The following is a 22929-nucleotide window of genomic DNA, read 5'->3' as shown; positions in this document are numbered from 1 at the left end:
TCGTCACTGGAGAGGAGCGATTTTTGTTAGCTTGTTCTATTATGAATGGCAGACAGAGCAAAGGAAAGCCTGTCTTTAAAACGAAGGAACGCTCATCTGGAATTAATAAATCAATTCCGATTGAATTGTGCAGACAGCCCCTGCACAATGTGAGCGGTATTCACTTCCCCGAACAGAGGTAAGAGGCATGATGTTACATCCCAATCCCCGCTCGCGACGTCAGTTCCTGCAATCAATTCTGCAGGGGAGCCTGGCCGGTGCGCTGACTCCTTCCCTGGCCGGTTTGCTCGCGGAAGAGACGACTGAGGCAGCCCGCCAGATTCCGCCAGTACCGGGAGTATTGTCCGTCGAATTGAGAAAACGGGGGAAAGAGGAATCCGCTCCCGCTCAGATGGAAACCGCTGAATGGAAGGCTTCCGAAACCGCCATCATTATCTGCGACATGTGGGCCGATCATCCTTGTAAGCTGGCCGCACATCGGGTCGGAAGGATGGCTCCCCGGATGAATGAGGTGATATCGAAAGCCCGCGATCGGGGCGTCGCGATTATTCATGCACCCAGCGGGGGAATCCAGCTGTACGAAGACACGCCTTACCGTAAACGAATCAAAGAAGCCAAACCGGCCCAACCTCCCGTCAAAATCCAGGGCTGGTGTTATCTGAATCCGGAAAAAGAAGGACCACTCCCCGTAGACGATACCGTCAAACGCACCGATGGTCCCATCCGGGGCTGTGATGATCCTTTTCCGACCTATCAACCCAATCACGATCGACACGAACATCCGGCGATCAAAATCATCGGCTACGATGTCATCAGCGCTAACGGCCAGGAAATCTATAACTTCCTGGAACAGGAACAGCGGAAAAATATCGTGCTGATGGGCGTGCATACAAATATGTGCGTGCTGGGACGACCGTTCGGGATCAGACAGATGCGTTACCTCAACAAAAACGTGGTCCTCTGTCGTGACCTGACCGATGCCCTTTATGATCCCCGCGACAAACCGTACGTCAGCCATACCCGGGGGACCGAAATGATCATCGAACATATTGAACGCTACTGGTGCCCCTCGATTCTCGGTAAAGATCTGACTCAGGTCATTCCAGGATCAGATAACCCGGCCAGTTGAACTGACTACAACACCATCACTACTCGCTCGCAAGGATCAATTAATAAGTGGACACATTCGAAACTAACTGGCTCAAGGCATTAGAAGAACGCTTTGGAGAAATTGATGGTATCGTTGAAGTTCAAGCTAATGACGACCAGCCCGAGATCAAAGTGATCTACTTTGAGAACCTGCCTGAAGAGGGAACCCTGACTGCGGTTACCTGCGGTCTCTCACAGGCCTCCCATCCGGACTGGGAAGAAGGATCCAAGCCGGAATTGATTGTTTCTCTGGATACAAAGGACCAGAGCTGGGGCTTCGCCGCCGGGTTCTTCGCCTCCGCGTTCTTCAACGAAAAACGATTTTCTTATGGTGACATTTTTCAGATCGACGATCCGATCTCCGAAGAAAGTGAGATGAGTGCCTATCTGGTATTCGCTCCTTCGTTTCTGAGTCAGGAAGAAGCCACATTCGAACTGCCCGATCGAACGATTCATCTACAGGGGCTCTATCCACTGTTTGAATCTGAAATTGATCTCTACGATGAAATCGGCCTCGAAAAATTCTGGCATCTGGACGGTTTTGATTTGTATGACGTGAAGCGAAAACCTGCGACCGCATAAGCGCACGGCAGCAGCAATACGAGGAGCATCGGTCACTGGTTGTTTGATTTCCCCAGGATTTCTCCGACCAGGCGACCGCTGGTAAGTGCCCAGGCGATGTGTAGTCCATGTCCCCACAGCACCTGTCCTCCCATGCCGTTACAGCCAATCGCGTATAAGCCGGGAATCGGATCACCATGCTCGTCTAGCGCCTGCAGTCCGTGGTTGATCGCTACGCCCCCTTCCGTTGTGGTGAAGTAGGCCTTCGCCGGTCCCAGCAAAACCCAGCGATTTCCGGCCAGCGGTTCAGTATCACCGGTCCTCCCAAACGGGTCTGCCTGCTGGCCTGTAGCGTACGCATTGAATCGGGCGACGGTGTCCTGTAAGTGGGTTGGATTCAACTGGCGTTGCTTCGCGAGTTCTTCCAGTGAACCTGCAGCGGTACTCACATCGGGACGCAGTTTCAGATAATCTTCCACGTACGCATAGGCGATCTTGGGCGCTGTCGAAATAAAATGCGGCCACTCGCTGTAACGGGCAGCGATGCGTTCATCCAACAGAATATAAGCCGCTTTATTCTGCTGTTCCGAAATCGTAATCTCCCGCTCCGGAGAAACTCGCTCGTTACAGAAACGCTGCCCAGCTGCATTCACGAGGATCGCACCATCGTCAAACAGTGCATTTTCCGGATGCTGCCACGTCAACAGTAGTCGCTTGATTCGCCAGTTGATCAGAAATTGAGGCAGATAAGGCACCAGCCGCCCCATCATTTGCGCCAGAAATCCGCTGGTCGGCAGCAGTTGTTCAAACGGATCACCCGGGGGCGGCACAAAACGGAGTTCCGGGCCATAGGTGATCTCCATGTTCAACAGTTGCGCACCCGTCTGTTCTGCCAGCAGATGACCATCGCCACATGCTTTGGGATTTACCCCTTCGATCGAGCGAAAACGATCTCCCTTGAATCGCCCGATGATCTCCGGGGCATTCGCATAATCGCCCGCGGCTAAAACCACACCCCGACGTGCCTGAATTGTCCGCCGTTCCCCCTGGATCTCTGCGACGACTCCCGTCACTCGCCCCGCTTCTCGAACCAGTTCCACCACCGGTGCATTGCAGACAATCGTTCCCTGTCGTTTGAGAATTTGTGCCTGGAAAGCGGCAATGTAGGCCTTCGCATTCGGGACAATATTATGCATGCGCGGCACACGGTTGGGAGGCTCGGGGTTCGGGCCATGAAAATGCAGCCCCAGATCACGCAGCCACTCCAGGGTCTCTGCCGTTTGTCCCAGAAAGAATCGTCGCAACTCGGAATCATTTTGTGCTTCAATTTCAGGTGCCGCAAACAGACCAGCGTCGGTTTCATGATCATCGGGATTGTCTTCAATCCCCGCAGCTCGTTGCAGGCTGGTGCCATTACCAGTAAACGAACCGATGGCCATCCCCGTGGTACCACCCAGCTGCGACTGCTTCTCCAGTACAAGTACCCGCGCACCGAATTCCAAAGCCCGCGCAGCAGCAGCCAGTCCACTGCCACCACCTCCGACGATCACAACATCAAATTCATTCTGCAAAGGGTTTACTCTCTGTTGAATCTCAATTTCAGGGCCGTTCAGCCGCTCATCGTAGCAAAACCACGGGTCACATCAATCAGATAGACTGTAACGATCAGTGTTCCCCTTTTAAAAATGGTGGGCATCGTTCTCAAACAGGACGAAGATATATTTAAGGTTGTTGACTTAAACGCATCAACAAAGTATGATTTAAGCTTGTTCACTAATCTTGCCTGTACGCGCCTGGTCGCGTATGACTTTTCCCACCTGATTAGAATTCGTCGGCCATGCGTAAGTTGCTCACCCCGCTCACTGCCGTCTATTGGATCCTTGCGATCGCTTTCTGTCCCGCGATCCCTGTCTGGAGTGCGAACAAGCCCTCCAAAAACATGCATCCACAGGAACGCGCCTTCTTCGAAAATAAAATTCGGCCCGTCCTGGTCAAAAAATGTTATTCCTGCCATTCCTCAAAGTCGGAAGAACTGGGGGGGAAGCTGCGGATGGATACCCGCGATGGGATGCGCGTCGGAGGAGAATCCGGTCCGGCGTTTGTCGAAGGGCGTCCCAATGAGAGCCTGCTGATTCAGGCACTCCGTTATGACGGTCTGGAGATGCCCCCGGATGAGCCGCTGTCAGAAGCCGTGATCCAGGATTTCATCAAGTGGGTAGAAATGGGTGTCCCCGATCCGCGCGTCGAACAACCGGTGGTCGCCCGAAAGCCTGATACTGAAAACGCGGCAGCGAACCCGGAACTCTGGTCATTCCAGCCGGTGAAGACCCCTTCACCACCGTCGGTGAAGCAACAGGAGTGGTGCTTTGATCCCATGGATCGATTTGTTCTTTCACGCATTGAACAGGCCAAACTGCAACCCACGCACGATGCTTCACCCGTACATCTGGTCCGCCGCCTGTACTTTGATCTGACCGGCCTCCCTCCCACAGCAGAGCAGGTAGAAACATTTCTGAACGAGTATGAACAACATCGACAACAGGCGGTGGCGCGACTGGTCGATGAACTGCTGGCTTCACCTCATTTCGGTGAACGCTGGGGACGGTACTGGCTCGATGTGGCCCGCTATGGTGAATCTAACGGCAACGATGGTTTGGGACGTAATCCAACCTTCCCCCATGCCTGGCGCTATCGGGACTATGTCATCCAGGCGTTCAATAATGATGTCCCCTACGATCAGTTTCTCACCGAACAGATCGCCGGCGACCTGCTTTCAGCCGAGACCCCCGCAGAACGGGACCGTCTGCTGATCGCAACAGGCTTTCTGGCCATCGGCGCCAAACCAGCCAAAGCGATGAACGTCAACTTTGATATGGATGTGGTCAATGATCAGATCAATGTCATCAGCACCGGCGTCATGGGCCTCAGTGTCGCCTGTGCCCGCTGCCACGATCACAAACACGATCCGATTCCTGCCAGCGACTATTATGCCCTGGCCGGTATCTTTCTCAGCACCGAAACCATGTGGGGTTATGCCGCCAATCAACCTTTGACGGCTCCTGAAACACCGCTGCACATCCTGAAAGCCAAAACCCACTATGTCGCACCGCCCGACAGTGGCGTGAAACCGGTTGTCAACAAACGGGCGCAGTCCCGCAAAAAGAAGCCTAAAAACGTTTATCCGGCAGGTTCCGCTCTGGCGATGGGTGTCCGCGAAAAGAAAAAAATTGTTGACTGTAAAATCAATATTAAAGGGGAATCCAAAAAGCTGGGTCCTCAGGTTCCCCGGGGTTTTCTCTCGGCCTGCAAAGTAGATCAGTCACCTGAAATTACCGATAAATCCAGTGGTCGGCTGGAACTGGCCCAGTGGCTCACCTCCGCAGATCATCCCCAGACAGCACGCGTGATGGTCAACCGCATCTGGCTGCATCTGTTTGGTCAGGCACTGGTCCGCACTCCCGATGACTTCGGCGTTTATGGCGAGCGCCCTACGCACCCGGAACTGCTCGATCACCTGGCGACCCGCTTTCGCACGGAAGGCTGGTCGGTCAAACAGCTGATTCGCGCGATCGTGCTCACTCATACCTATCAGCTCAGCAGTTTCTGCGATGCAGAAATTCTCGATGCCGATCCAGAGAATCGCCTCCTCTGCCGACACAACCGTCGACGACTGGATGCGGAATCTCTCCGCGACAGTATTCTGGCAGCCAGTGGTCAGCTCAATCGGGAACCTGCACTTGGATCAGCGATTGCCAACGTCGACGAACTGGTCAACAAGGTCAGCAATCTGCATCTGCCTCACAATCATCGTAGTATCTACCTCTGCATGCTCCGTCATTCAGATCCCCCCGAACTTTCTGCATTCGATCTTCCTGATTCCACCAAACCGGTAGGACGAAGAAACGAATCCACACTGCCGACACAGAGCCTCTTCCTGCTCAACAGTCCGTTCCTGGTCGAGCAGGCAGACTGGTTTGCCAAAGAGGTGCTCTCCGATCCCGAACTCGATGAGAGTGGGCGGATTCATCTGGCTTATCGTCGTGCTTTGAACCGCGTTCCAAATTCCGGAGAACTCGAGCGGGCTCTGGCATTGATCCACGATATAGATCAGGCACTCGCATCGGAAATCTCACAAGAGGAACTCCGGCGGGTCGCAGTCTGGGCCACACTCTGTCAGGGACTGCTGACAACGAACGAATTCCGCTACGTTGATTAACTACTGAGAAGATAAATCCAAAAAGAGAAAAGAAGACGACACAAGGAATCCTGCCATGCTCGGAATCTCGCGCCGCGAAATGTTACGATCCGCTTCCTGCGGCTTTGGCTATCTGGCCATGTCAGCCTTGTGCGGGCAGAATTCGTTTGCAGCAAGTTCTGCGACGGCGCCCAGTCTTAACCCCCGACCCCCTCAGCTGCCTGCTCGGGCGAAACGGGTCATCTTTCTCTGCATGAGTGGCGGACCTGCTCAGCTCGATACATTCGATTATAAACCGCAGACCGGCAAAAAGAAGCACGCTGGATCGGTGTTCGATTTTAAGCAGCATGGTGAAAGCGGTCTCTGGATTTCCGAGCTCCTCCCCGAAACCGCAAAACACGCCGACAAGCTCTGTGTCCTCAACGGCATGTATGCGGACATCACAAATCACGCCCAGTCATTCCTGCAACTGCATACCGGCGACCGCTTGCGACCCCGCCCCAGTCTGGGCTCCTGGATCGTATATGGGCTGGGAACTGAGAATCAGAATGTGCCTGGGTTCATCAGTCTCTTTCCCCGCAAACCATCGGTTTATTCGAGTGCCTTTCTCCCGCCGGTCTATGAAGGAACGCCGATTGGCCTGAATACATCTGATATGTCGAAAGCGACAATCAATAACATCGCCAGCGATCACCTGCCTGCCCGCGTGAAACGTCGTCAGCTCGATTTCGTTCAGGCCATGAATCGCGAACACGCCACGCGTCGTCCAGACGATTCCCGCCTGGAAGCCGTCATTCAGTCCATGGAACTGGGTTTCCGGATGCAGGTCACTGCTCCCGAACTTCTTGACCTGAGTAACGAAACCAGGTCCACACTCGAACGCTACCGTGTGGGTCAGGGCAAAGTGGTCGGTGCTTGTGGAGATTCCGACTTCGGTCGTCAATGTCTGCTGGCACGGCGATTCGCGGAAGCGGGAGTCCGTTTCATCGAAGTCAATCACGGCAGTTGGGATCAACACAGTAACCACCGTGCCGATCTGACCGCCAACTGTGAATCAACGGATGCACCGATTGCCGCCTTACTGGAGGATCTTGAACAGCGAGGTCTGCTGGAAGAAACGCTCGTTGTCTGGGGAGGCGAATTTGGTCGTCCCGGCCTCGTCCCGGAAAACAAGAAGGATGGAACCGGGCACAATGCCCGCGGCTTCACTTTCTGGATGGCCGGCGGTGGTATCAAACGGGGACTGGCCTACGGTAAGACCGATCCGACCGGAGCCCGGGCCATCGAAGGGAAAGTTCACTTCCGCGATCTGCACGCCACTATTCTGCATCAGATGGGCCTGCAGCACGATAAGCTTACCTTCAAGCAGGGGGAACGGGAATTCCGTCTCACTGGTACCGAAGGGGGTAAGGTCGTCAAGGACATTATTGCCTGAGCCTGGCTTTTCTATACAATGGTGAGTTAATCATACAGGGAGAATCTCCCTCCCTGTTTCGCTGCCCGAATAAACTCACTCTGGTAAGAATACGATGCAACGACAACACCTGCGCTGGTACCTCATCTGCTTTCTGTTGCTGATCACGCTTGTAAAGCCTCTAGCTGCAGCCGAGCAGCCGAACTTTCTGATTATCTTTACCGATGATCAGGGAATCCATGATGTCGGCTGTTATGGCAGCGAGATTCCGACGCCGAACATCGATCACCTGGCAAAAGAGGGGCTGCTGTTTCGGCAATACTACTCTGCCTCCGCAATTTGTACGCCCTCCCGGTTTGGACTGCTGACGGGACGCAATCCGAGTCGCTCACGCGATCAACTGCTCGGCGCTTTGATGTTCATGAGTGACGTCGATCAGAATCGGGGCATCCAGCCGGGCGAGACTACCATCGCAGAAGTCCTGCAGCAGAATGGATACCAGACCGCCCTGCTCGGTAAGTGGCATCTGGGGCACGGCACCGAATCCTTCCTCCCGGTCTCACACGGTTTTGATCTCTTTCGCGGCCATACCGGAGGTTGTATCGATTACTTCACAATGACCTATGGAAACATTCCTGACTGGTATCACAATCGTCAACATGTGATTGAGAACGGGTACGCCACCGATCTGATTACCGAAGAAGCAGAACACTTTCTGAAAGACCAGCGGACGGCAGAGAAACCGTTCTTCCTGTTCCTGGCGTATAATGCGCCTCACTTCGGCAAAGGCTGGTCTCCCAAAGCTCAAGAACCGGTAAACATCATGCAGCCGCGTGGGGATGACCTGAAACGGGTCTCCTTCATTAAAGACAAAGTCCGCCGCGAATTTGCCGCCATGACGGTCGCCCTCGATGATGGCATCGGTCGTGTCATGTCGACCCTGAAGAATAACGGTTTGGATGAAAATACAGTAGTGATTTTCATGACCGATCACGGTGGCGACTACGTTTATGGCGGCAGTAATCAGCCGTTTCGAGGGGGCAAGGCCACTTTGTTTGAAGGGGGCATTCGTGTGCCCTTTATCATGCGCTGGCCCGGCAAGATTAAAGCGGGAACTGAAACCAGTGAAGTCACCTGGGCGCTCGACCTGTTCCCCACCATCTGCCGATTCGCTGATATAGATACCAGCGGCCTGACTCTGGACGGTCGTGATATTTCGACACTACTGACAGAACAGAAACCAGTTGGCTCCCGGGAATTCTATTGGCAGTTGGGGCCTCATAAGGAACTGGATCGAGGCCGCTGGACCGCTGTCCGTCAGGGAGACTGGAAATACCTGCAGGACGCCCAGGGGGCAGAATTTCTATTCGACCTGAAAACAGATCCCCATGAAAAACAGAACCTGATCAAAACAGAGCCGGAAAAATATCAGGCACTCCAGCAGCGTCGAGATGAACTTGCCAAACAGCTCTCACGTCAGGCACACTCCCGCGAGTAATCATCGAGCCTTAAGTATCAAGCATTCCCCAGTCTGAGTTACATCGCAGAATCTACAGAGACGAGATCCTTTTCATGGAACAGCATGTCAAACACGTTAAAAAGAGTTTTGGTTTTCTGAAAACCACCGCCATCGGGGGGCTGATCTTTCTGTTGCCCCTGATCGTCATCGGAATACTGGTGGGGGAGATTGCTCCCATCGTGCTGGCGATCGCCAAGGTGCTGTCCAATTCCAGTTACATCGACACTGACAAACCTGCTGACGTAGCACTCTTGTTAGCATTGTCGATTGCGATTGTCGTGCTGATGTGTTTCTTAGCAGGGATGATTGCCCGCTGGTCCATCGGACAAAAACTGTCCAGGTTCATGGAAAAGAATCTGATCATTCTCTTCCCCCGATATGCCATCTATCGTGAGCAGCTCAAAGGCAGTATTGGAGGCGAGCATAATAAACCGGAGTTGATTCCGGTTCTGGTCCGCTTTGACGATGTCACCCGGCTGGCTTTCGAAGCCGAACGTACGGAAGGTTCACTCGTTTCCATCTTCCTGCCCGGTTCCCCCGATCCCTGGACGGGGAATGTGATTTTCATGTCACCAGACCGGGTCGAACGACTCGACATTCCCTTCTCCGAAGCGTTGGGGATCTGCGAGCGGATGGGGCGGGAGTCGCTGCATTTTCTGGAACAGCCTCCCCAACCACTCACGGAAAATTAATTCAGGTTTCGGTTTCGTCTGGTTCAGGGGTCGAGTAGGATAATAGCTCTACCACTTCGTTCCTGCCTCTAAACTCGATCTATCAGGGAGTATTTCCCATGCCCGTGCATCTGCCCGCCCAGAACCGTCGCCAGTTCCTGTTTACCCTCGGAGCCGGTTTCCTCACTTATTCTGCTGGTGCCTTTGCCAAAGACTCACAGCAGTCAGACATCATCTACCTGCTCAATGACACCCATATCGGCGAGAAGCACCCGGAGAATTCTCCTGTACCCACTCATCTCCGCAAAGTAGTGAGTGAACTGGTGAATCTTGAAGAGAAGCCCGCCTGCGTCCTCATCAACGGAGACCTGGCACTGCGGGATGGTCAGCCCGGTGATTACCGTCATCTGGCGAAACTGATTCGCCCCCTGCAGGAGGCAAAAATCGACATGCATCTGACCCTGGGGAACCATGACGAACGCGATGTGTTCTACAGCGTCATGCAGGAAGAACAGCCAGAAACACCGCCGGTCAAATCGAAGCATATTTCCGTGGTACAGACACCGCACGCAAACTTCTTTCTGCTCGATTCGCTGCACAAAACCATGGTCACTCAGGGAACACTGGGCACTGAACAACGAACCTGGCTGGCGAAAGCCCTCGATGCCCACGCCGATAAGCCGGCCATCATCATGACGCACCATAATCCCCGACTGGGAGGCGATCCCAATCACTTCCCGGGTGGCTTAACTGATTCGGTCGAACTCTGGGAAATCCTGGCACCGCGTAAACAGGTCAAAGCTTACATCCACGGGCACATTCACCATCGCAGTAATGCCGAGCACAAAGGGATTCACATCATCAATACTCCAGCGACCTCTTATGTCGGAAATCCCAAAGCTTCCACGACCGGCTGGACGATCGCGAAACTGAGCCCCACGGGCATCACTCTCACCACCCGTACTACCGACGATCAACATCCCTGGAATCACCAGAGCCAGACACTCACCTGGCGTTAAGCGAACCGTTCACTCCTGACGGGGCAGACTCAGCTTAAGCTGTTTCCCGCCCCGGAAGACAGTGACGTTTACCGTCTCTCCCGGTTGATGGGCATTAACTCCATAGGCTAACAGATCGGTCTCACGGGCCAGGTTGGTTTGACCGTCAAAGCCTGTGATGATATCTCCCTCCTGAAAGCCCCGTCGCCGGGCGGTGGCATGCAGACCATATTTGCCCAGCCCCCGAATTCGCAGTGCCATCGGTGCCTTCGCAGGCAGTCCGGCTGCGGTTCGTTCTTGGGGAGTTGTTTCTTCCAGGATCGCCCCTCCCAGCACCATCCGCCGCATTGGCCAACTACTCACCCGCCACGACAAATCATCGGCTCGTTTCCAGCCGCTGGGTAAGTCGAGCGTCAGGTGTTGTATGTTACCGTCACGTTTGATCTCTGCCGTCAACTCATCCTGGCTCTCTGCGCGATGCAGGATCCACTGGATGTCTGCGATCGAGAGCAAGGGTTGACCAGCCAGCACCAGTAACTCATCACCAGGCTGAAATCCCGATTTCGCAGCAATGGAATCCGGTTTGACCTCTTTCACCGTCGCTTTTTCAGTCGGGTCCAGAATCAGACCCAGGATTTTAGGATGCGGATACTGAAACAGGATTCGTTCCGGCAGAGGCTTTCCCTGTCGTAGATAAAAGTCTCGCTGGGCGTCCCCGACCTGATGACAGTGGATGCAGCTTTTGACAACTTCTTTTTTCTCGTTAATCTGCGACCGGTAACGTCCTTCCAGCAGCGGATACTTTTCTGGGGAAGGGACATCAGGTTTGGGACCCTGCTTGGCGGCCAGGGAACCTTTCACTGAGTCATATTTCGCATGCAGTTCCAGTGCCCCCTGCATTGCCTTGGCCAGCCCCTCGATCGACACATCTTCAGACCAGAGCGTATGGTGCGACCGTGTACCAAATCGTCCATAAATCGTACGATCTGCATTCAGCAGAAACACTGCAAACGACTGATCGTAGTCATATTGAAACAGGGACAGGTCCAGTCCATTAGTCGAGATCTGCCGCACCCGCACAAACTGATCCATCAGAGGCTTCAGCTGAGGATCTTTCTCCATCAGCTCCTCATCCAGTTTGACACACTCTTCACAGGGGATACACCGCAGGACAACCAGCATGGGGCGTTTTGTCTCACGTGCCTGCTGGAATCCCCGTTCCAGATCGTTATAGATCCAGTAGCCCGAGGCTTCCACTTTCTCGCGATCCCGACGCACTTTTTCTTCGCGCGTCTGGGCCTGAAGAAGCGAACTGAAAGTCAACACACAAAGTACACAGACGCAAACGTTCCTCAGCATAGTACTGTCTCCATAAACCGGCGGGTGGGAGTATGTCAGATGTATTGACGTTAAAAAGTGTCTCAGCTGATCAGTTTGGTTTCGCCTCCATTTTCTTTCTGGTGAATGGTAACGGGCCAGCCGGGAAATTCATTGGATGCTTTCCCGTCGGTCGCATCTACCAGGAAACGATAGGAGTGCAGCGTATACGTTTTTTCTTTGGGGTCGATCAACACCAGACCAAAGCCGCTGCCTTTCTGATGTGCCAGATCGTAGCGGTTTTTCTCACTGGCCGGTTCCGGATTACCGACGGCGTAGACATACACCTTGTTGCCAAACCCGTCTACATATTCACCCGTATTGGGCAGACCATGTTTCGGGCGATTCTCATGCTGCATGCCGACTTCATCTGGACGCCACCAGCGGGGGTAACCTGCGGAAATCGCGGGAGTACAGAAAGACCAGCAGCTGTCGCGCTGCTCGTCGGCTCCATATTGGGACAATGTGGTCAGATGCTGATCGCCGTTGATATGCAGCGGCATCCCCTTACGGATAATACGCACAGCCCGGTTGCGGGCCGTCTGAGGCCAGCTGCCACAATCGAGGTCGGCTTTGAGGTAACCATCGTAACCACCATGGTGGGTCGCCACGCCAGCAAACACGGTCTGGCTGAACAGCACTTTGAGGTTGTGGCCCCGCCAGTCATCGCACCAGCGTTCCAGGAATTTTTCCTGACGCTCGCCCAGCAGTACCAGGTCGGGTTTATCCAGTTTGGATGTATCGAAGTTGGCATCGGTCACATGGTCGGCCCGGCCGCTGCCTGTTTCAACATGTTCAGGGCCACTCTTAAACTGCCGGTCGGCAACAATGGCAAAACCAACGCCGCCATAAACCATATCTCCATAGTAAACGCTGATATTCTGCTTGCAGGGCGTCGGGTCGGCGTAATCGGGATGATGGGCGGTACACGTTTTGTGAACGACATTCACCATCCGCGCCGGTTCCCGATAACCGCCATTGGAAGACGTGGTCCCTTCCTTCATTTTCATCCCGCCTTCCCCCCAGATATTTCCCTGGAAGACGTCATGATCGTCGGGCAGACAGATGACAGGACGGTCACGCATCGCTTCACCAAAGGCCCAGCCATGCATGTAGAATTTACGTAGATAATTCAGAATCGCCGGCTCCGCAGGTTCACGGATCAGGCCAAAGCCACCATGATCTTCATATAACTGATCGCCTGAGAAATAGAGCAGGTCCGGATCGACTTTCAGCAGATTGTTCGCTACCGGCTCATACGGGAATCCGTAATCTTTCTGGCAGGTCAGTGCGCCCAGTTTGAGCGGACGTCCGACAGGATTGGCGCGAATGATACCCGTTCGATCTGCATTGATCTCGGTACCATCTTTCAATTTCTCCTGATAGACCAGTTTAAAAGGCGTTTCCTCTTTTTCGTCCCAGTTGGGAATCCGAAATGTGGCTGTCCAGGCATCAGTATCCAGTTCAGCCGATCCCGCCGGTTTCCATTCGTTTCCCTTCTTGATGAACAGTAGCACTTCTTTGTTATCCTGCTCCCCCAGTGGACCTGTTAGAGCAGTCATCTTCATCACGAAGCCATCGTCGCTGCGCGAATCACTGAGCGAATACTGCGACCATAAGATGGGACCAAATTTGTGATCGACGGAGACAGAAAATGCATCACCTGTCACGGTCCAGTCGCTGAAGCGGTAACGTGCACCGATCATGCGTTTGAAACGAGGATCAAAATTGCTGACGACCGCGACGTTGCCCAGCACTGCCTGGGGAGGGAAGGTGTGCGAAATCGTATCCAGTGGCTTGTCTGATTCAGAGCCGCTGACCATCAGGGTCAGAGAATACTTTTCGCCCTCGGGTTTACCAATCACAGTCAACACGCAGTCTTTCAGGTTGACCTGCTGCTTGAGTTTCTGTTCTTTATTACCCAGGATCAGTTTGCCGTTGACGACCCCCGCTTTGATTCCGCTCTTCGCGAAACAGTTGCTGCGGTATTCGTTAATGTCACTCTTCACCCCGATGCGGAAACCGACGCCGCCGTCCTGCTGTTTGACTTCTACCTGACTGACATGGACGGACATGGTAAACGACGCTTTGGGATTCGTCAGTTGATGAGTCAGCAACTGAATATTGCGACTGCCGCCCGTTGACATGCACTCTGCGGCCCCATCAATGATTCGCCAGTCTTCCATTGGATTGGCCCAGAATTCTTCTCCCAGCCAGACCCGATCATTTGTTTTCTTCCAGCGGCCAATGACAGGAGCGGCACTCTCTGACTCTGCTGCGGTTAATGCTGTTGTTTTTTTGAAACCGAAAAATGTCGTCCCCAGGGCAAACAGTTTCAGCGCCATCCGTCGGGTCAGTGATTGCATTAATTGTCTCCTGTCGAGCACAAACCGCCGTGCGAACCGGCGGAGATGAAATGTCGTAAATGAAGTCCAGATCTGTCATTATTAAGGGCGCAGCAGGCTTTGTCCAGCGTGGTTCAAAGAAGATCGCGCTGTTTAAACTTGTTAAGAAATGCCTGTTCAGTTTAAGGCTCTCGGGTGGCCAGACCCGCTTTGACATCCGCCGGCTGGGAGATCTTAACCCGTTCTTCCCCTACCAGGGTGATCAGGTTCGGCAGGTCGTAGACCTTGAGTGAGCCATGCACCGTATTGATCAGCTGATTCTGGCTTTCCGGTGTTTTCACAACTTCCCCCCAGGAGGAAATCATCTGGCTCAGATCGACTTCTGAAAAGAGTTGTGGTTCCAGAGCCGCGGCATGCAGCGCGGGAATCCCCGTTTCTCCGATCGCGACCAGTTCAACCTGTTCTGGTTTATCACTCGAACCATATTCTGACAGGAACCGGGCCGCGACCAGGATGTCTTCTGCCCGCAGTTTGACCATCGATTCACCCAGCAGGTAGGCCACCGCCCATTCGTGATAGTTGGGGCCCAGCAGGCCATGTGACCAGCCGATCTTCCGATTGTTCTTGCGTGAAGTCTCTCCGATCGCGCGTATATCCACTGCCAGCACGGTCTCGCCCTGTTTGACCCGTTGTTCAATCGGTCCTCCTGCTGCAGCGTCCACCTGCTTGCCCTCACCATGCAGGTAGAGGGTCCGTCTGCCGGTGGGGGTTTCCGGTTCAAACAGCAGCGCGGGCAGTGGGAGACCGTGATCTGGTTTCAGGATCAGCTTTGTGATCTTGTAACCCGGTCGCTCAATAGAGCCGAATGTTTGGGATGTTGGGCGGGGCAGTGTCTCCAGTCGTTTGATTCCGCTCACTTCACGCACCTGATCGCGCAGTGTGTCGAGATCGCCGCTGTTCCAGAGTTCCGTCCGTTCTTTCGCGAACTGCTGATTCAGCCCATCATTGATTTCAAACAGCGAACGCTCTCCAGCATCGAGTAGTATCTGCCCCGACTGAGAACATTGCAGTTCCTCATCGGTAAACACGGGCAGATCCCCTTCAAAGATCGCGTTTTCCTTGTGCATCAGCCAGCGGTTCATCCAGCGTGCAGAACCTTCCCGCAGCTTGATAGTGAAACCATGCGGGGCGTCGGCTTCGATGATATCCACCCGCTCCGCATAACCCATGCGTGTATAGAACCGTTTGGCTTCGCGGAACAGTTCCCACGTACCATCAATTTTGAACGTCGAGTCATGTGTGCCGGCACAGATCAGCGTTGGTTTGGGGGCCCGCATCAAAGTGTAATCGGCGATGTCCATGCCGTAAGCTAACTGTCCGAAGATATTCTGCTCGCCATCCTGGGGACCATTGAAGTCGATCAGGTAACGGTACATGGTCGAGTAGCAGACCGGTGCTGCCGCCTGCACCCGTTCGTCCAGGGCCATGATGTAACTCGTCAGTGTGCCCCCGCCTGAGTTCCCTGTACAGCCGATTCGGCTGGCATCGATCTCCGGGCGACTGACCAGGTAGTCAATACTTCGCATGCCGTCCCAGATGCGATAGCGGGCGGAGTTGCTGCCCAGCGGAATCGAGCTGACCGTCATCAGCGTATGCTCTGCCGTGCAGTAATACTGTACCTGTGGATGAGGCGGACGATAGCGACTGCCTCCTTTGAAGAATTCATTGGGTTGCTCAGACAAGACCTGATACCGTTCCCCCTGCCCGATCGGATCGTAGCAGAGTGCTGCCATTCCGTTTTTCGCCAGCAGCATGCAGGCCCGCTGGTAACCGTCTGATGCTTTTCCGTTGTGGCTGTGTCCACAGGGGACCAGCACGCCCGGATAAGGGGGCGGCGTGGTGGGCAGATACAGGTTGGCGGTCACATGATGCCCGGGCCAGCTTTCGTAAATCACATTCTCGACTCGAAAACCCTCCCCTTTCAGTTTCCCGATCACACGGGGATTCAGCGGCGTCCGTTCCGGAAACCCGCCAATCTGTGTTTGGAAGAAGTCTTTCATCCGCTTCTGGTAGGCTTCACAATCCTCCGGCGTTTTAATGTTTTCATAAACCTCTTTGCGTTTCGCGAATGCCTCATGTGCCCGTTTTTGCAGAGCCTGGTACACCAGGCCGGAATCGGCCGCTTCTTCTGTCAGCGGTGGCAGGACAGTAAGGTCTTCCGCAGAATAGACGAGCAGCGTGCTACTCAGAGTGAAAACACAAGCGAACAGTGACAGCAGGCATTTCATGGTAGAAGACCTCGGCAGCAGGAGTTCGGGCAGGTATCAAAAGTCGCTGCAGAAACGGCGACCGGCGGATAAATAAACAATATTAAATATGATACCTGTGTTGAACAGCAGACTCAATCGAATCCTGCGAGGTCAGGCAGGATTTGAGATTATTTCGCTGCTGCGGCAATCTCATGACTCAGGCAATGGAGCGTTCCCAGGCCCCAGACCAGATCGACCGCATGAATGCCAATCACCTGGCGGTCCGGATAAAGCTCGCTCAGAATTCCCAGGGCCCAGGCGTCGTTCGGATCGTTGAACGTCGGCATCAGCACGCAGCCATTGGTGACCAGAAAATTGACGTAGCTGGCGGGTAATCGTAAATCCTCAAAGTCGAGACGACCCGGCATGGGCATTTCTACCACTTTGAGCTTGCTGCCATCTTCCAGACGCGCACTCTTTAAACGCTCCCGATTCTGCGCCTGACGACGATGATTGACATCTTTGGTGTTCGGCTCCACACAAGCAACGACAGTGGTGGGATTCACAAACCGGCAGATGTCATCCACGTGTCCGTGCGTGTCGTCTCCTTCGATGCCGTCCCCGAGCCAGATGACATTAGAAACACCCAGATATTCTGCGAAGACGGCGGAGTAGTCTTCTTTTGAGAAGCCGGGATTACGCACCTGGGTTTTCTGGTCGAGCAGACATTCCTCGGTTGTGATCAGGGTGCCCCGTCCGTTGACTTCGATCGCTCCCCCCTCCAGGACTACGGGACGCCCCTCGCATGTGACCTTAGTCAAGGGAAGTTTTAATGACTCCGCGACTGCAGAGGGTATCTGCCAGTCCAGGCGATGATTGGGATACTTGGCCCAGCCGTTAAAGCGAAACTGCAGTGCCTCGCGTTTGCCGTCACTCCGCTGCACGACAATTGGTCCCGAATCTCGCATCCAACTGCGGTTCGTATTCTGCAGGATAAATTTGACCTGCTTCGTATTCGCGTGTGCCTGCTGCAGCATCGAATGGACTTTCTTCTGCAGCGACTCATTTTTCACAACCAGCAGCACGCGCTCATACTCGGCCACTTTGCGGATGATTTCGATGAACGCCCATTGGATGACTTCGTACTTCCCTGGCCAGTCATTGCCATTATGCGGAAAGCAGAGCAGCGTGGCCTGGTGTGGTTCCCATTCGGCGGGCAGTCTGCGGGTGATCTCGCTCATGGAGTGGCATCGTCATGATAGAGTTTCAGAATATTGCCATACGCGTCAATCCGCCGGTCACGCAGGAAGGGCCAGTTCTGGCGAACTTCAGCGGTCTGATCCAGATCGACCTCAGCAATCAGAATTTCTTCCTGGTCCTCTGATGCCTGGACGATAATTTCTCCCTGGGGCCCACAGATAAATGAGGAGCCCCAGAATTCGAGGCCCGCCTGTTCCGGTTCCGGCTGTTCGAAGCCAACGCGGTTGACTGCAGCCACAAACGTCCCGTTGGCGATCGCGTGGCTCCGCTGAATTGTCATCCAGGAATCATGCTGCTTGGGACCGTATTCTTCTTTTTCGTGGGGATGCCAGCCGATGGCGGTTGGATAAATCAGCACATTCGCCCCGGAGAGTGCCGTGATCCGGGCCCCTTCGGGGAACCACTGGTCCCAGCAGATCAGTGTCCCGATTTTCCCAAAGCGGGTGGGGATTGCTTTGAAACCGAGGTCGCCGGGCGTGAAATAGAATTTTTCGTAGAAGCAGGGATCGTCGGGAATGTGCATCTTGCGATACAGACCGGCTTCACTGCCGTCGGCGTCGATGACGTAGGCGCTGTTGTGATACAGCCCTTCAGTCCGTTTCTCGAAGAAAGGCACAACAATCACGACACCCAGTTCTTTAGCCAGGTTGCTGAAGGCCGTGAAGGAGGGACCATACAGGGGCTCGGCGAACTTGAAGTACTCCGTGGTTTCCTTCTGACAGAAATAGAATGAGCTGTAAAGTTCCGGCAGACAGATGACCTGTCCCCCTTCTCCAGCGGCGGTACGGACCCAGTCCAGACATTTCGTCAGGTTTTCATCCGGAGTGCCATTTAGTGAGACCTGCACCAGTGCAAGTTGGAAGCGACGGACCATAAGACAAACTTATCCAGGAAATGAAAAGCAGAAAACTTAAAATCCGGTCAATCGGAACCGGGCCATGTGGATATTTACGATATCTGTTTCCGAGTTGCAAGGAGTGGATGCTAAACTTAGAACGTTTGCCGGCAATTTGCAGGGGGATGATTACTCTGCGCGAAGGTTTCAGGAATCCGGGCAGTTTCCTGAGAGTAACATCGACAGATTGGCTCTGTTTCCAGTATTCTATGCCTGTCGCCGGCGAATGCCAGAGGCGGCACGCCCGTTTCTCCTCATCCACTCGCGATCCTTCTTTTTAGGGCAATTCTCACCATGAACTCAGGACGGTCAACCGAAGAATTTTCGATACAGAAACGGGGACATCTGCTGATTGAGGATCCCCTCCTGAATAAGGGGACCGCCTTCAGCGAAAAAGAACGCAGCCAGTTCGGCCTGGTGGGCCTCCTGCCACCCCATATCGACACGCTTGAGGAACAGGTTGAACGCTCCTACGAAGCCTTTTGCGATTTTCAGAACGATATCGACAAACATATTTTCCTGAGACAGCTGCAGGATGAGAACGAGACCCTGTACTACCGGCTGCTGCTGGAGCATATCACCGAGATGATGCCCATCGTTTATACACCTGTGGTGGGCCTGGCGTGTGAACGGTTCAGCCATATTTATCGTCGTCCCCGCGGGATTTTCATTTCTTATCCCGAACGTGATCAGATGGACGAGATCCTGGAAAACATCGAACGGGATATTGAAGTCATCGTGGTGACCGATGGGGAACGCATCCTGGGACTGGGCGACCAGGGGGCCGGCGGGATGGGAATTCCCATCGGTAAACTTTCACTTTATACCCTCTGTGGCGGGATTGATCCGTCCAAGACACTCCCGATTCTACTCGATCTGGGAACGAACAACGAAGAACGCCTCGAAGACCCTCGCTACGTCGGCTGGCGGGAACACCGCATTAAGGGGGCGGAATACGATGCCTTTATCGATCAGTTCGTCCAGGCCGTCAAAAAACGGTTTCCGGATGTACTCCTGCAGTGGGAAGATTTCGCCTCAGTCGATGCTGAGCGGATTCTGGATAAATATCGGGACGACCTGTGTACCTTTAACGATGACATCCAGGGTACTGCCGCGGTCACAACAGGTACCATTCTCGCTGCGATTGAAGCAGCCGGCGGAAAACTCACCGACCAGAACATCGTCATGCTGGGGGCCGGTTCCGCGGGAGTGGGCATCTGCCTGCAGTTGAAACAGGCGATGCTACAATCCGGTCTGAGTGAGGATGAAGCAAAGGCCCGGTTTTATGTGATCGACCGCGATGGACTTTTGCATTTCGGTAGAACCGATCTGGATGAACTGCACCAGCAACTCGCACAGTCAACAGAGAACCTCCAGGGCTGGGACTGCGATGTGAGTGGTGCGATCTCTTTCGCGGATGTCGTCCGCAATGCAAAACCAGGCGTCCTGGTCGGCGCCACGGGACAGACGGGCGCATTTACCGAAGAGATTATCCGGGAAATGGCCAGCCACGAAGAGCATCCCGTTATCTTTCCGCTTTCGAATCCGACTTCTCGGGCCGAAGCGACACCAGAAGACCTGTTGAAATGGACGGACGGCAAAGCCGTCATCGCCACCGGCAGCCCTTTCGATCCAGTGGAATATAATGGCGTGACACATATCATTGCCCAGTGTAATAACAGTTACATCTTCCCTGCGATGGGACTGGGGATTCGGGCTTCCCGGGCGCGCCGGGTTACCGATTCCATGTTCATGGCGGCGGCGTTTGCCTTGAAAGAGGCCTCTCCGGCCCTCAAGGATCCGACGGCTTCGCTACTCCCTTCTCTGACGATTATCCGCGACGTGGGTCGATCGATTGCCCGGGCTGTCGCACAGGCAGCCATTGATGCGGAAGTCGCAGATTCCATGACCGCAGAAGAAATCGATCAGCGGATTGAAGAAACCATGTGGAAACCCGAATACAAGTCTCTCTAATTCGACTGATCGTCTCGCCAGCATTTTTTGTCTGTAAGGAATACTCATGACTGACCATTGTACCACCACCGTCGGTTCTTATCTGGCTGACCGTCTCGAAGAAATCGGCTTGAAGCATTACTTCGCCGTCCCGGGAGACTATAACCTGGTTCTGCTGGACCGGATTCTGGAGAATAGGAATCTGCAGATGATCTCCTGCTGTAATGAATTGAACGCAGGCTATGCAGCAGATGGATATGCCCGGGCCACCGGTGGTGCCAGTGCCGTCTTCGTGACCTATAGTGTCGGTGGTCTGAGCCTGCTCAATGCTGTTGCCGGAGCCTATGCGGAAGACCTGCCCGTCATCGCTGTTTCCGGCGGCCCTAATACGAATTCCGAAGCCGAATTCGAAATGCTGCATCACACCCTGGGGAAACTGGATTACGATTACCAGCGTGATATTTTTTCCAAAGTAACCGCGGAAGCGGTCACGATCCGCGATCCTCATGAAGCTCCTGTAAAAATCGACCACGCGATTCAGACCGCCCTGCGGTTTCGTAAGCCGGTTTACATTGAAATCGCCTGCAATATTGCGGATGCAGTCACATCCAAACCAAATGTTCGTTCCTTTGGAGGTCCAACCGCCAGCGACCCTGTCTCGCTCCAGGCGGCCGTCGATCATGTAGCGAATCTGCTCAACAACGCAGCCAAGCCCGTTCTGGTCTCAGGTGTCAAGCTCCGCTCCTTTGGAGCCGAGGAAAATTTTCACAAGCTGGCTGATGCCTCGGGTTACGCGATTGCCAGTATGCCCAATGCCAAGGGCTTTTTTGACGAACAACATCCGAATTACATGGGCATTTACTGGGGCCCCGTCGGTTCACCCGGTTGTGGAGAAATCGTCGATTCTTCAGATCTCTGCCTGTTCGCCGGTCCGACCTTCACCGATTACACGACAACGGGGCACGCCGCACTGGTAGATCCGGGTAAAGTCATTCAGGCACGTCCCAACAGCGTGGTCTGCCCGAATCAGACTTTCAGCAATGTGAAACTGTCCGAGTTCCTCGAGCAACTGGCTCCCCGCATCAAAGCCAACGATGCTTCCATGGTCGCTTATAAACGCATTCAGGAAGATCCGCCTGCACTATCTGCTGGTGCCCCCGAGACGCCTCTCTCGACTCGACAGCTGGTTTCGCGTGTCCAACAGATGCTGACGGCAGATTCAGCCGTCATTGCAGAAACGGGAGATTCCTGGTTCAACGGTATGCAGCTCAATCTGCCGACCGGATCCCGATTTGAAATCCAGATGCAATACGGTTCCATCGGCTGGTCTGTGGGAGCGCTGCTGGGATACTGTATCGGGGCGCCGGAACGACGGCCCATTGCATTGATCGGCGATGGCTCGTTTCAGCTGACTGCGCAGGAAATTTCAACCATCATCCGGTACAACCTGAATCCGATCATCTTCCTGATCAACAATGGCGGCTACACCATCGAAGTCGAAATTCACGACGGACCGTATAACAATATCAAAAACTGGAACTACGCCGATCTGGTTCATGTTTTCAATGCTGCGGACGGAAATGGTTGGAGTGGCAAGGCCGCGACCGAAGGCGAACTGGATGAGGCGATCAAAACGGCCAAGTCGCATAATGGTCCTGCTTTTATTGAAGTTCTGATCGACCGCGATGACTGCAGTAAAAATCTGCTGGTCTGGGGCAGTCATGTAGCCAAGAACAATGGTCGACCTCCACGTGTGAACTGAGCTGATACACATTCGTTGTATCAGGGAGACGAGTCCATCACCGACAACAGAGAAACAGGAACGACAACCATGGAAGAGTTCTGTGACCTGCCGGAAGGAAAACTGATACTACGTACGCTTGCCATGCCGGCGGATACGAATGCCAACGGAGACATCTTCGGAGGCTGGATCATGTCGCAGATGGATATTGCCGGAGGGATTCTCTCGAAAGAGATTGCCGGCACACGCACCGTCACGATTGCCGTGGAGTCGATGAAGTTCATTCGCCCGGTCAAGGTGGGAGATGTTGTCTGCTGTTTTGGCCAGGTTGATCGGATTGGGACAACATCGATTACCCTCTCACTGGAGGTCTGGGTCCAGCCAGTGCTGCGGCACGAAGCGTCCGACTGCCCCCGTTTCAAAGTGACCGAAGCCGCCTTTACCTACGTGGCCATTGATGATCAGGGGCATAAAACGCCCATCGTTCGGCAAGACTGCTGATTGAGACCGGACCGTTTATGGGCCGTTGTCTGTTGCTGGTGATGCGATCCGGGTACAATTCAGGAGACTCTCTGAGTCAGATCGCAGTCATTCCATCAGCA

16 protein-coding genes are annotated in these 22929 nt (G+C 54.0%); 10 read left to right on the top strand and 6 right to left on the bottom strand.

Annotated elements, in window-relative coordinates:
- Positions 1–187 precede the first annotated feature (187 nt).
- Together FYZ48_RS20830 and FYZ48_RS20825 are read left to right on the top strand one after the other, a co-directional pair.
- Positions 188–1129 carry an isochorismatase family protein gene (locus tag FYZ48_RS20830; RefSeq protein WP_242022725.1) on the top strand — a complete coding sequence of 314 codons (942 nt, stop codon included), beginning with the start codon at positions 188–190 and terminating at the stop codon, positions 1127–1129.
- 47 nt (positions 1130–1176) lie between these two features.
- Positions 1177–1731 (top strand): suppressor of fused domain protein, encoded by a 555-nt coding sequence (locus FYZ48_RS20825; protein ID WP_149343946.1) that lies wholly within the window; start codon positions 1177–1179, stop codon positions 1729–1731.
- A 32-nt stretch (positions 1732–1763) separates the two neighbouring features.
- Here the strand turns inward: FYZ48_RS20825 and FYZ48_RS20820 are convergent, their stop codons facing one another.
- On the bottom strand, positions 1764–3281 hold the full coding sequence (locus FYZ48_RS20820; RefSeq protein WP_187782144.1) for an FAD-dependent oxidoreductase: 1518 nt from the start codon (positions 3279–3281) through the stop codon (positions 1764–1766).
- A gap of 266 nt (positions 3282–3547) precedes the next feature.
- Here FYZ48_RS20820 and FYZ48_RS20815 point away from each other — a divergent pair, with 266 nt between their 5' ends.
- From FYZ48_RS20815 to FYZ48_RS20795, 5 genes are all read left to right on the top strand, one after another.
- Positions 3548–5926: a PSD1 and planctomycete cytochrome C domain-containing protein gene (locus tag FYZ48_RS20815; RefSeq protein ID WP_149343942.1), complete on the top strand. Its 2379-nt coding sequence runs from the start codon at positions 3548–3550 to the stop codon at positions 5924–5926.
- 55 nt (positions 5927–5981) lie between these two features.
- Positions 5982–7340: a DUF1501 domain-containing protein gene (locus FYZ48_RS20810; protein ID WP_149343939.1), complete on the top strand. Its 1359-nt coding sequence runs from the start codon at positions 5982–5984 to the stop codon at positions 7338–7340.
- 94 nt (positions 7341–7434) lie between these two features.
- Positions 7435–8817: a sulfatase family protein gene (locus FYZ48_RS20805; RefSeq protein ID WP_149343937.1), complete on the top strand. Its 1383-nt coding sequence runs from the start codon at positions 7435–7437 to the stop codon at positions 8815–8817.
- Between the two features lie 74 nt (positions 8818–8891).
- The gene (locus FYZ48_RS20800; RefSeq protein WP_149343935.1) at positions 8892–9530 is read left to right on the top strand and encodes a DUF502 domain-containing protein; all 639 of its coding nucleotides are present in this window, start codon (positions 8892–8894) and stop codon (positions 9528–9530) included.
- Positions 9531–9628: 98 nt separating this feature from the next.
- Complete coding sequence (locus tag FYZ48_RS20795) at positions 9629–10528, top strand: metallophosphoesterase family protein (protein WP_149343933.1); 900 nt, start codon at positions 9629–9631, stop codon at positions 10526–10528.
- Positions 10529–10537: 9 nt separating this feature from the next.
- On the opposite strand, the gene FYZ48_RS20790 is transcribed toward FYZ48_RS20795, so the two are convergent.
- From FYZ48_RS20790 to FYZ48_RS20770, 5 genes are all read right to left on the bottom strand, one after another.
- On the bottom strand, positions 10538–11866 hold the full coding sequence (locus tag FYZ48_RS20790; RefSeq protein ID WP_149343931.1) for a Trx7/PDZ domain-containing (seleno)protein: 1329 nt from the start codon (positions 11864–11866) through the stop codon (positions 10538–10540).
- Positions 11867–11928: 62 nt separating this feature from the next.
- Positions 11929–14250: an alkaline phosphatase D family protein gene (locus FYZ48_RS20785; protein ID WP_149343928.1), complete on the bottom strand. Its 2322-nt coding sequence runs from the start codon at positions 14248–14250 to the stop codon at positions 11929–11931.
- Positions 14251–14411: 161 nt separating this feature from the next.
- Positions 14412–16517 (bottom strand): acetylxylan esterase, encoded by a 2106-nt coding sequence (locus FYZ48_RS20780; RefSeq protein WP_149343926.1) that lies wholly within the window; start codon positions 16515–16517, stop codon positions 14412–14414.
- A 149-nt stretch (positions 16518–16666) separates the two neighbouring features.
- Positions 16667–17719, bottom strand: coding sequence for an agmatine deiminase family protein (locus FYZ48_RS20775; RefSeq protein ID WP_149343924.1), 1053 nt, complete (start codon positions 17717–17719; stop codon positions 16667–16669).
- Entirely contained in the window at positions 17716–18612 is an 897-nt protein-coding gene (locus FYZ48_RS20770; RefSeq protein ID WP_149343922.1) for a carbon-nitrogen hydrolase, read from the bottom strand. Before FYZ48_RS20770 ends, FYZ48_RS20775 begins: the two co-directional genes overlap by 4 nt.
- Before the next feature lie 315 nt (positions 18613–18927).
- On the opposite strand from FYZ48_RS20770, the gene FYZ48_RS20765 reads away from it, so the two are divergent.
- From FYZ48_RS20765 to yciA, 3 genes are all read left to right on the top strand, one after another.
- A complete protein-coding gene (locus FYZ48_RS20765) occupies positions 18928–20607 on the top strand; it encodes an NAD-dependent malic enzyme (RefSeq protein WP_149343920.1) in 1680 nt (559 codons plus the stop codon).
- A gap of 46 nt (positions 20608–20653) precedes the next feature.
- Positions 20654–22348: an alpha-keto acid decarboxylase family protein gene (locus FYZ48_RS20760; RefSeq protein WP_149343918.1), complete on the top strand. Its 1695-nt coding sequence runs from the start codon at positions 20654–20656 to the stop codon at positions 22346–22348.
- Positions 22349–22417: 69 nt separating this feature from the next.
- The gene (yciA, locus tag FYZ48_RS20755; RefSeq protein ID WP_149343916.1) at positions 22418–22828 is read left to right on the top strand and encodes an acyl-CoA thioester hydrolase YciA; all 411 of its coding nucleotides are present in this window, start codon (positions 22418–22420) and stop codon (positions 22826–22828) included.
- Positions 22829–22929 lie beyond the last annotated feature (101 nt).

Source organism: Gimesia chilikensis, assembly GCF_008329715.1.
GTDB lineage: Bacteria > Planctomycetota > Planctomycetia > Planctomycetales > Planctomycetaceae > Gimesia > Gimesia chilikensis.
Note: the sequence above shows the minus strand (reverse complement) of the source record. Positions and strands in the feature narration are given on the sequence as shown.

What these genes read in the sequence shown, in the direction of transcription:
- FYZ48_RS20830 (WP_242022725.1), top strand. Translation starts at nt 188, where the DNA reads ATGATGTTACATCCCAATCCCCGCTCGCGACGTCAGTTCCTGCAATCA.
- FYZ48_RS20815 (WP_149343942.1), top strand. Translation starts at nt 3,548, where the DNA reads ATGCGTAAGTTGCTCACCCCGCTCACTGCCGTCTATTGGATCCTTGCG.
- FYZ48_RS20810 (WP_149343939.1), top strand. Translation starts at nt 5,982, where the DNA reads ATGCTCGGAATCTCGCGCCGCGAAATGTTACGATCCGCTTCCTGCGGC.
- FYZ48_RS20805 (WP_149343937.1), top strand. Translation starts at nt 7,435, where the DNA reads ATGCAACGACAACACCTGCGCTGGTACCTCATCTGCTTTCTGTTGCTG.
- FYZ48_RS20800 (WP_149343935.1), top strand. Translation starts at nt 8,892, where the DNA reads ATGGAACAGCATGTCAAACACGTTAAAAAGAGTTTTGGTTTTCTGAAA.
- FYZ48_RS20795 (WP_149343933.1), top strand. Translation starts at nt 9,629, where the DNA reads ATGCCCGTGCATCTGCCCGCCCAGAACCGTCGCCAGTTCCTGTTTACC.
- FYZ48_RS20790 (WP_149343931.1), bottom strand. Translation starts at nt 11,866, where the DNA reads ATGCTGAGGAACGTTTGCGTCTGTGTACTTTGTGTGTTGACTTTCAGT.
- FYZ48_RS20785 (WP_149343928.1), bottom strand. Translation starts at nt 14,250, where the DNA reads ATGCAATCACTGACCCGACGGATGGCGCTGAAACTGTTTGCCCTGGGG.
- FYZ48_RS20780 (WP_149343926.1), bottom strand. Translation starts at nt 16,517, where the DNA reads ATGAAATGCCTGCTGTCACTGTTCGCTTGTGTTTTCACTCTGAGTAGC.
- FYZ48_RS20775 (WP_149343924.1), bottom strand. Translation starts at nt 17,719, where the DNA reads ATGAGCGAGATCACCCGCAGACTGCCCGCCGAATGGGAACCACACCAG.
- FYZ48_RS20770 (WP_149343922.1), bottom strand. Translation starts at nt 18,612, where the DNA reads ATGGTCCGTCGCTTCCAACTTGCACTGGTGCAGGTCTCACTAAATGGC.
- FYZ48_RS20765 (WP_149343920.1), top strand. Translation starts at nt 18,928, where the DNA reads ATGAACTCAGGACGGTCAACCGAAGAATTTTCGATACAGAAACGGGGA.
- FYZ48_RS20760 (WP_149343918.1), top strand. Translation starts at nt 20,654, where the DNA reads ATGACTGACCATTGTACCACCACCGTCGGTTCTTATCTGGCTGACCGT.
- yciA (WP_149343916.1), top strand. Translation starts at nt 22,418, where the DNA reads ATGGAAGAGTTCTGTGACCTGCCGGAAGGAAAACTGATACTACGTACG.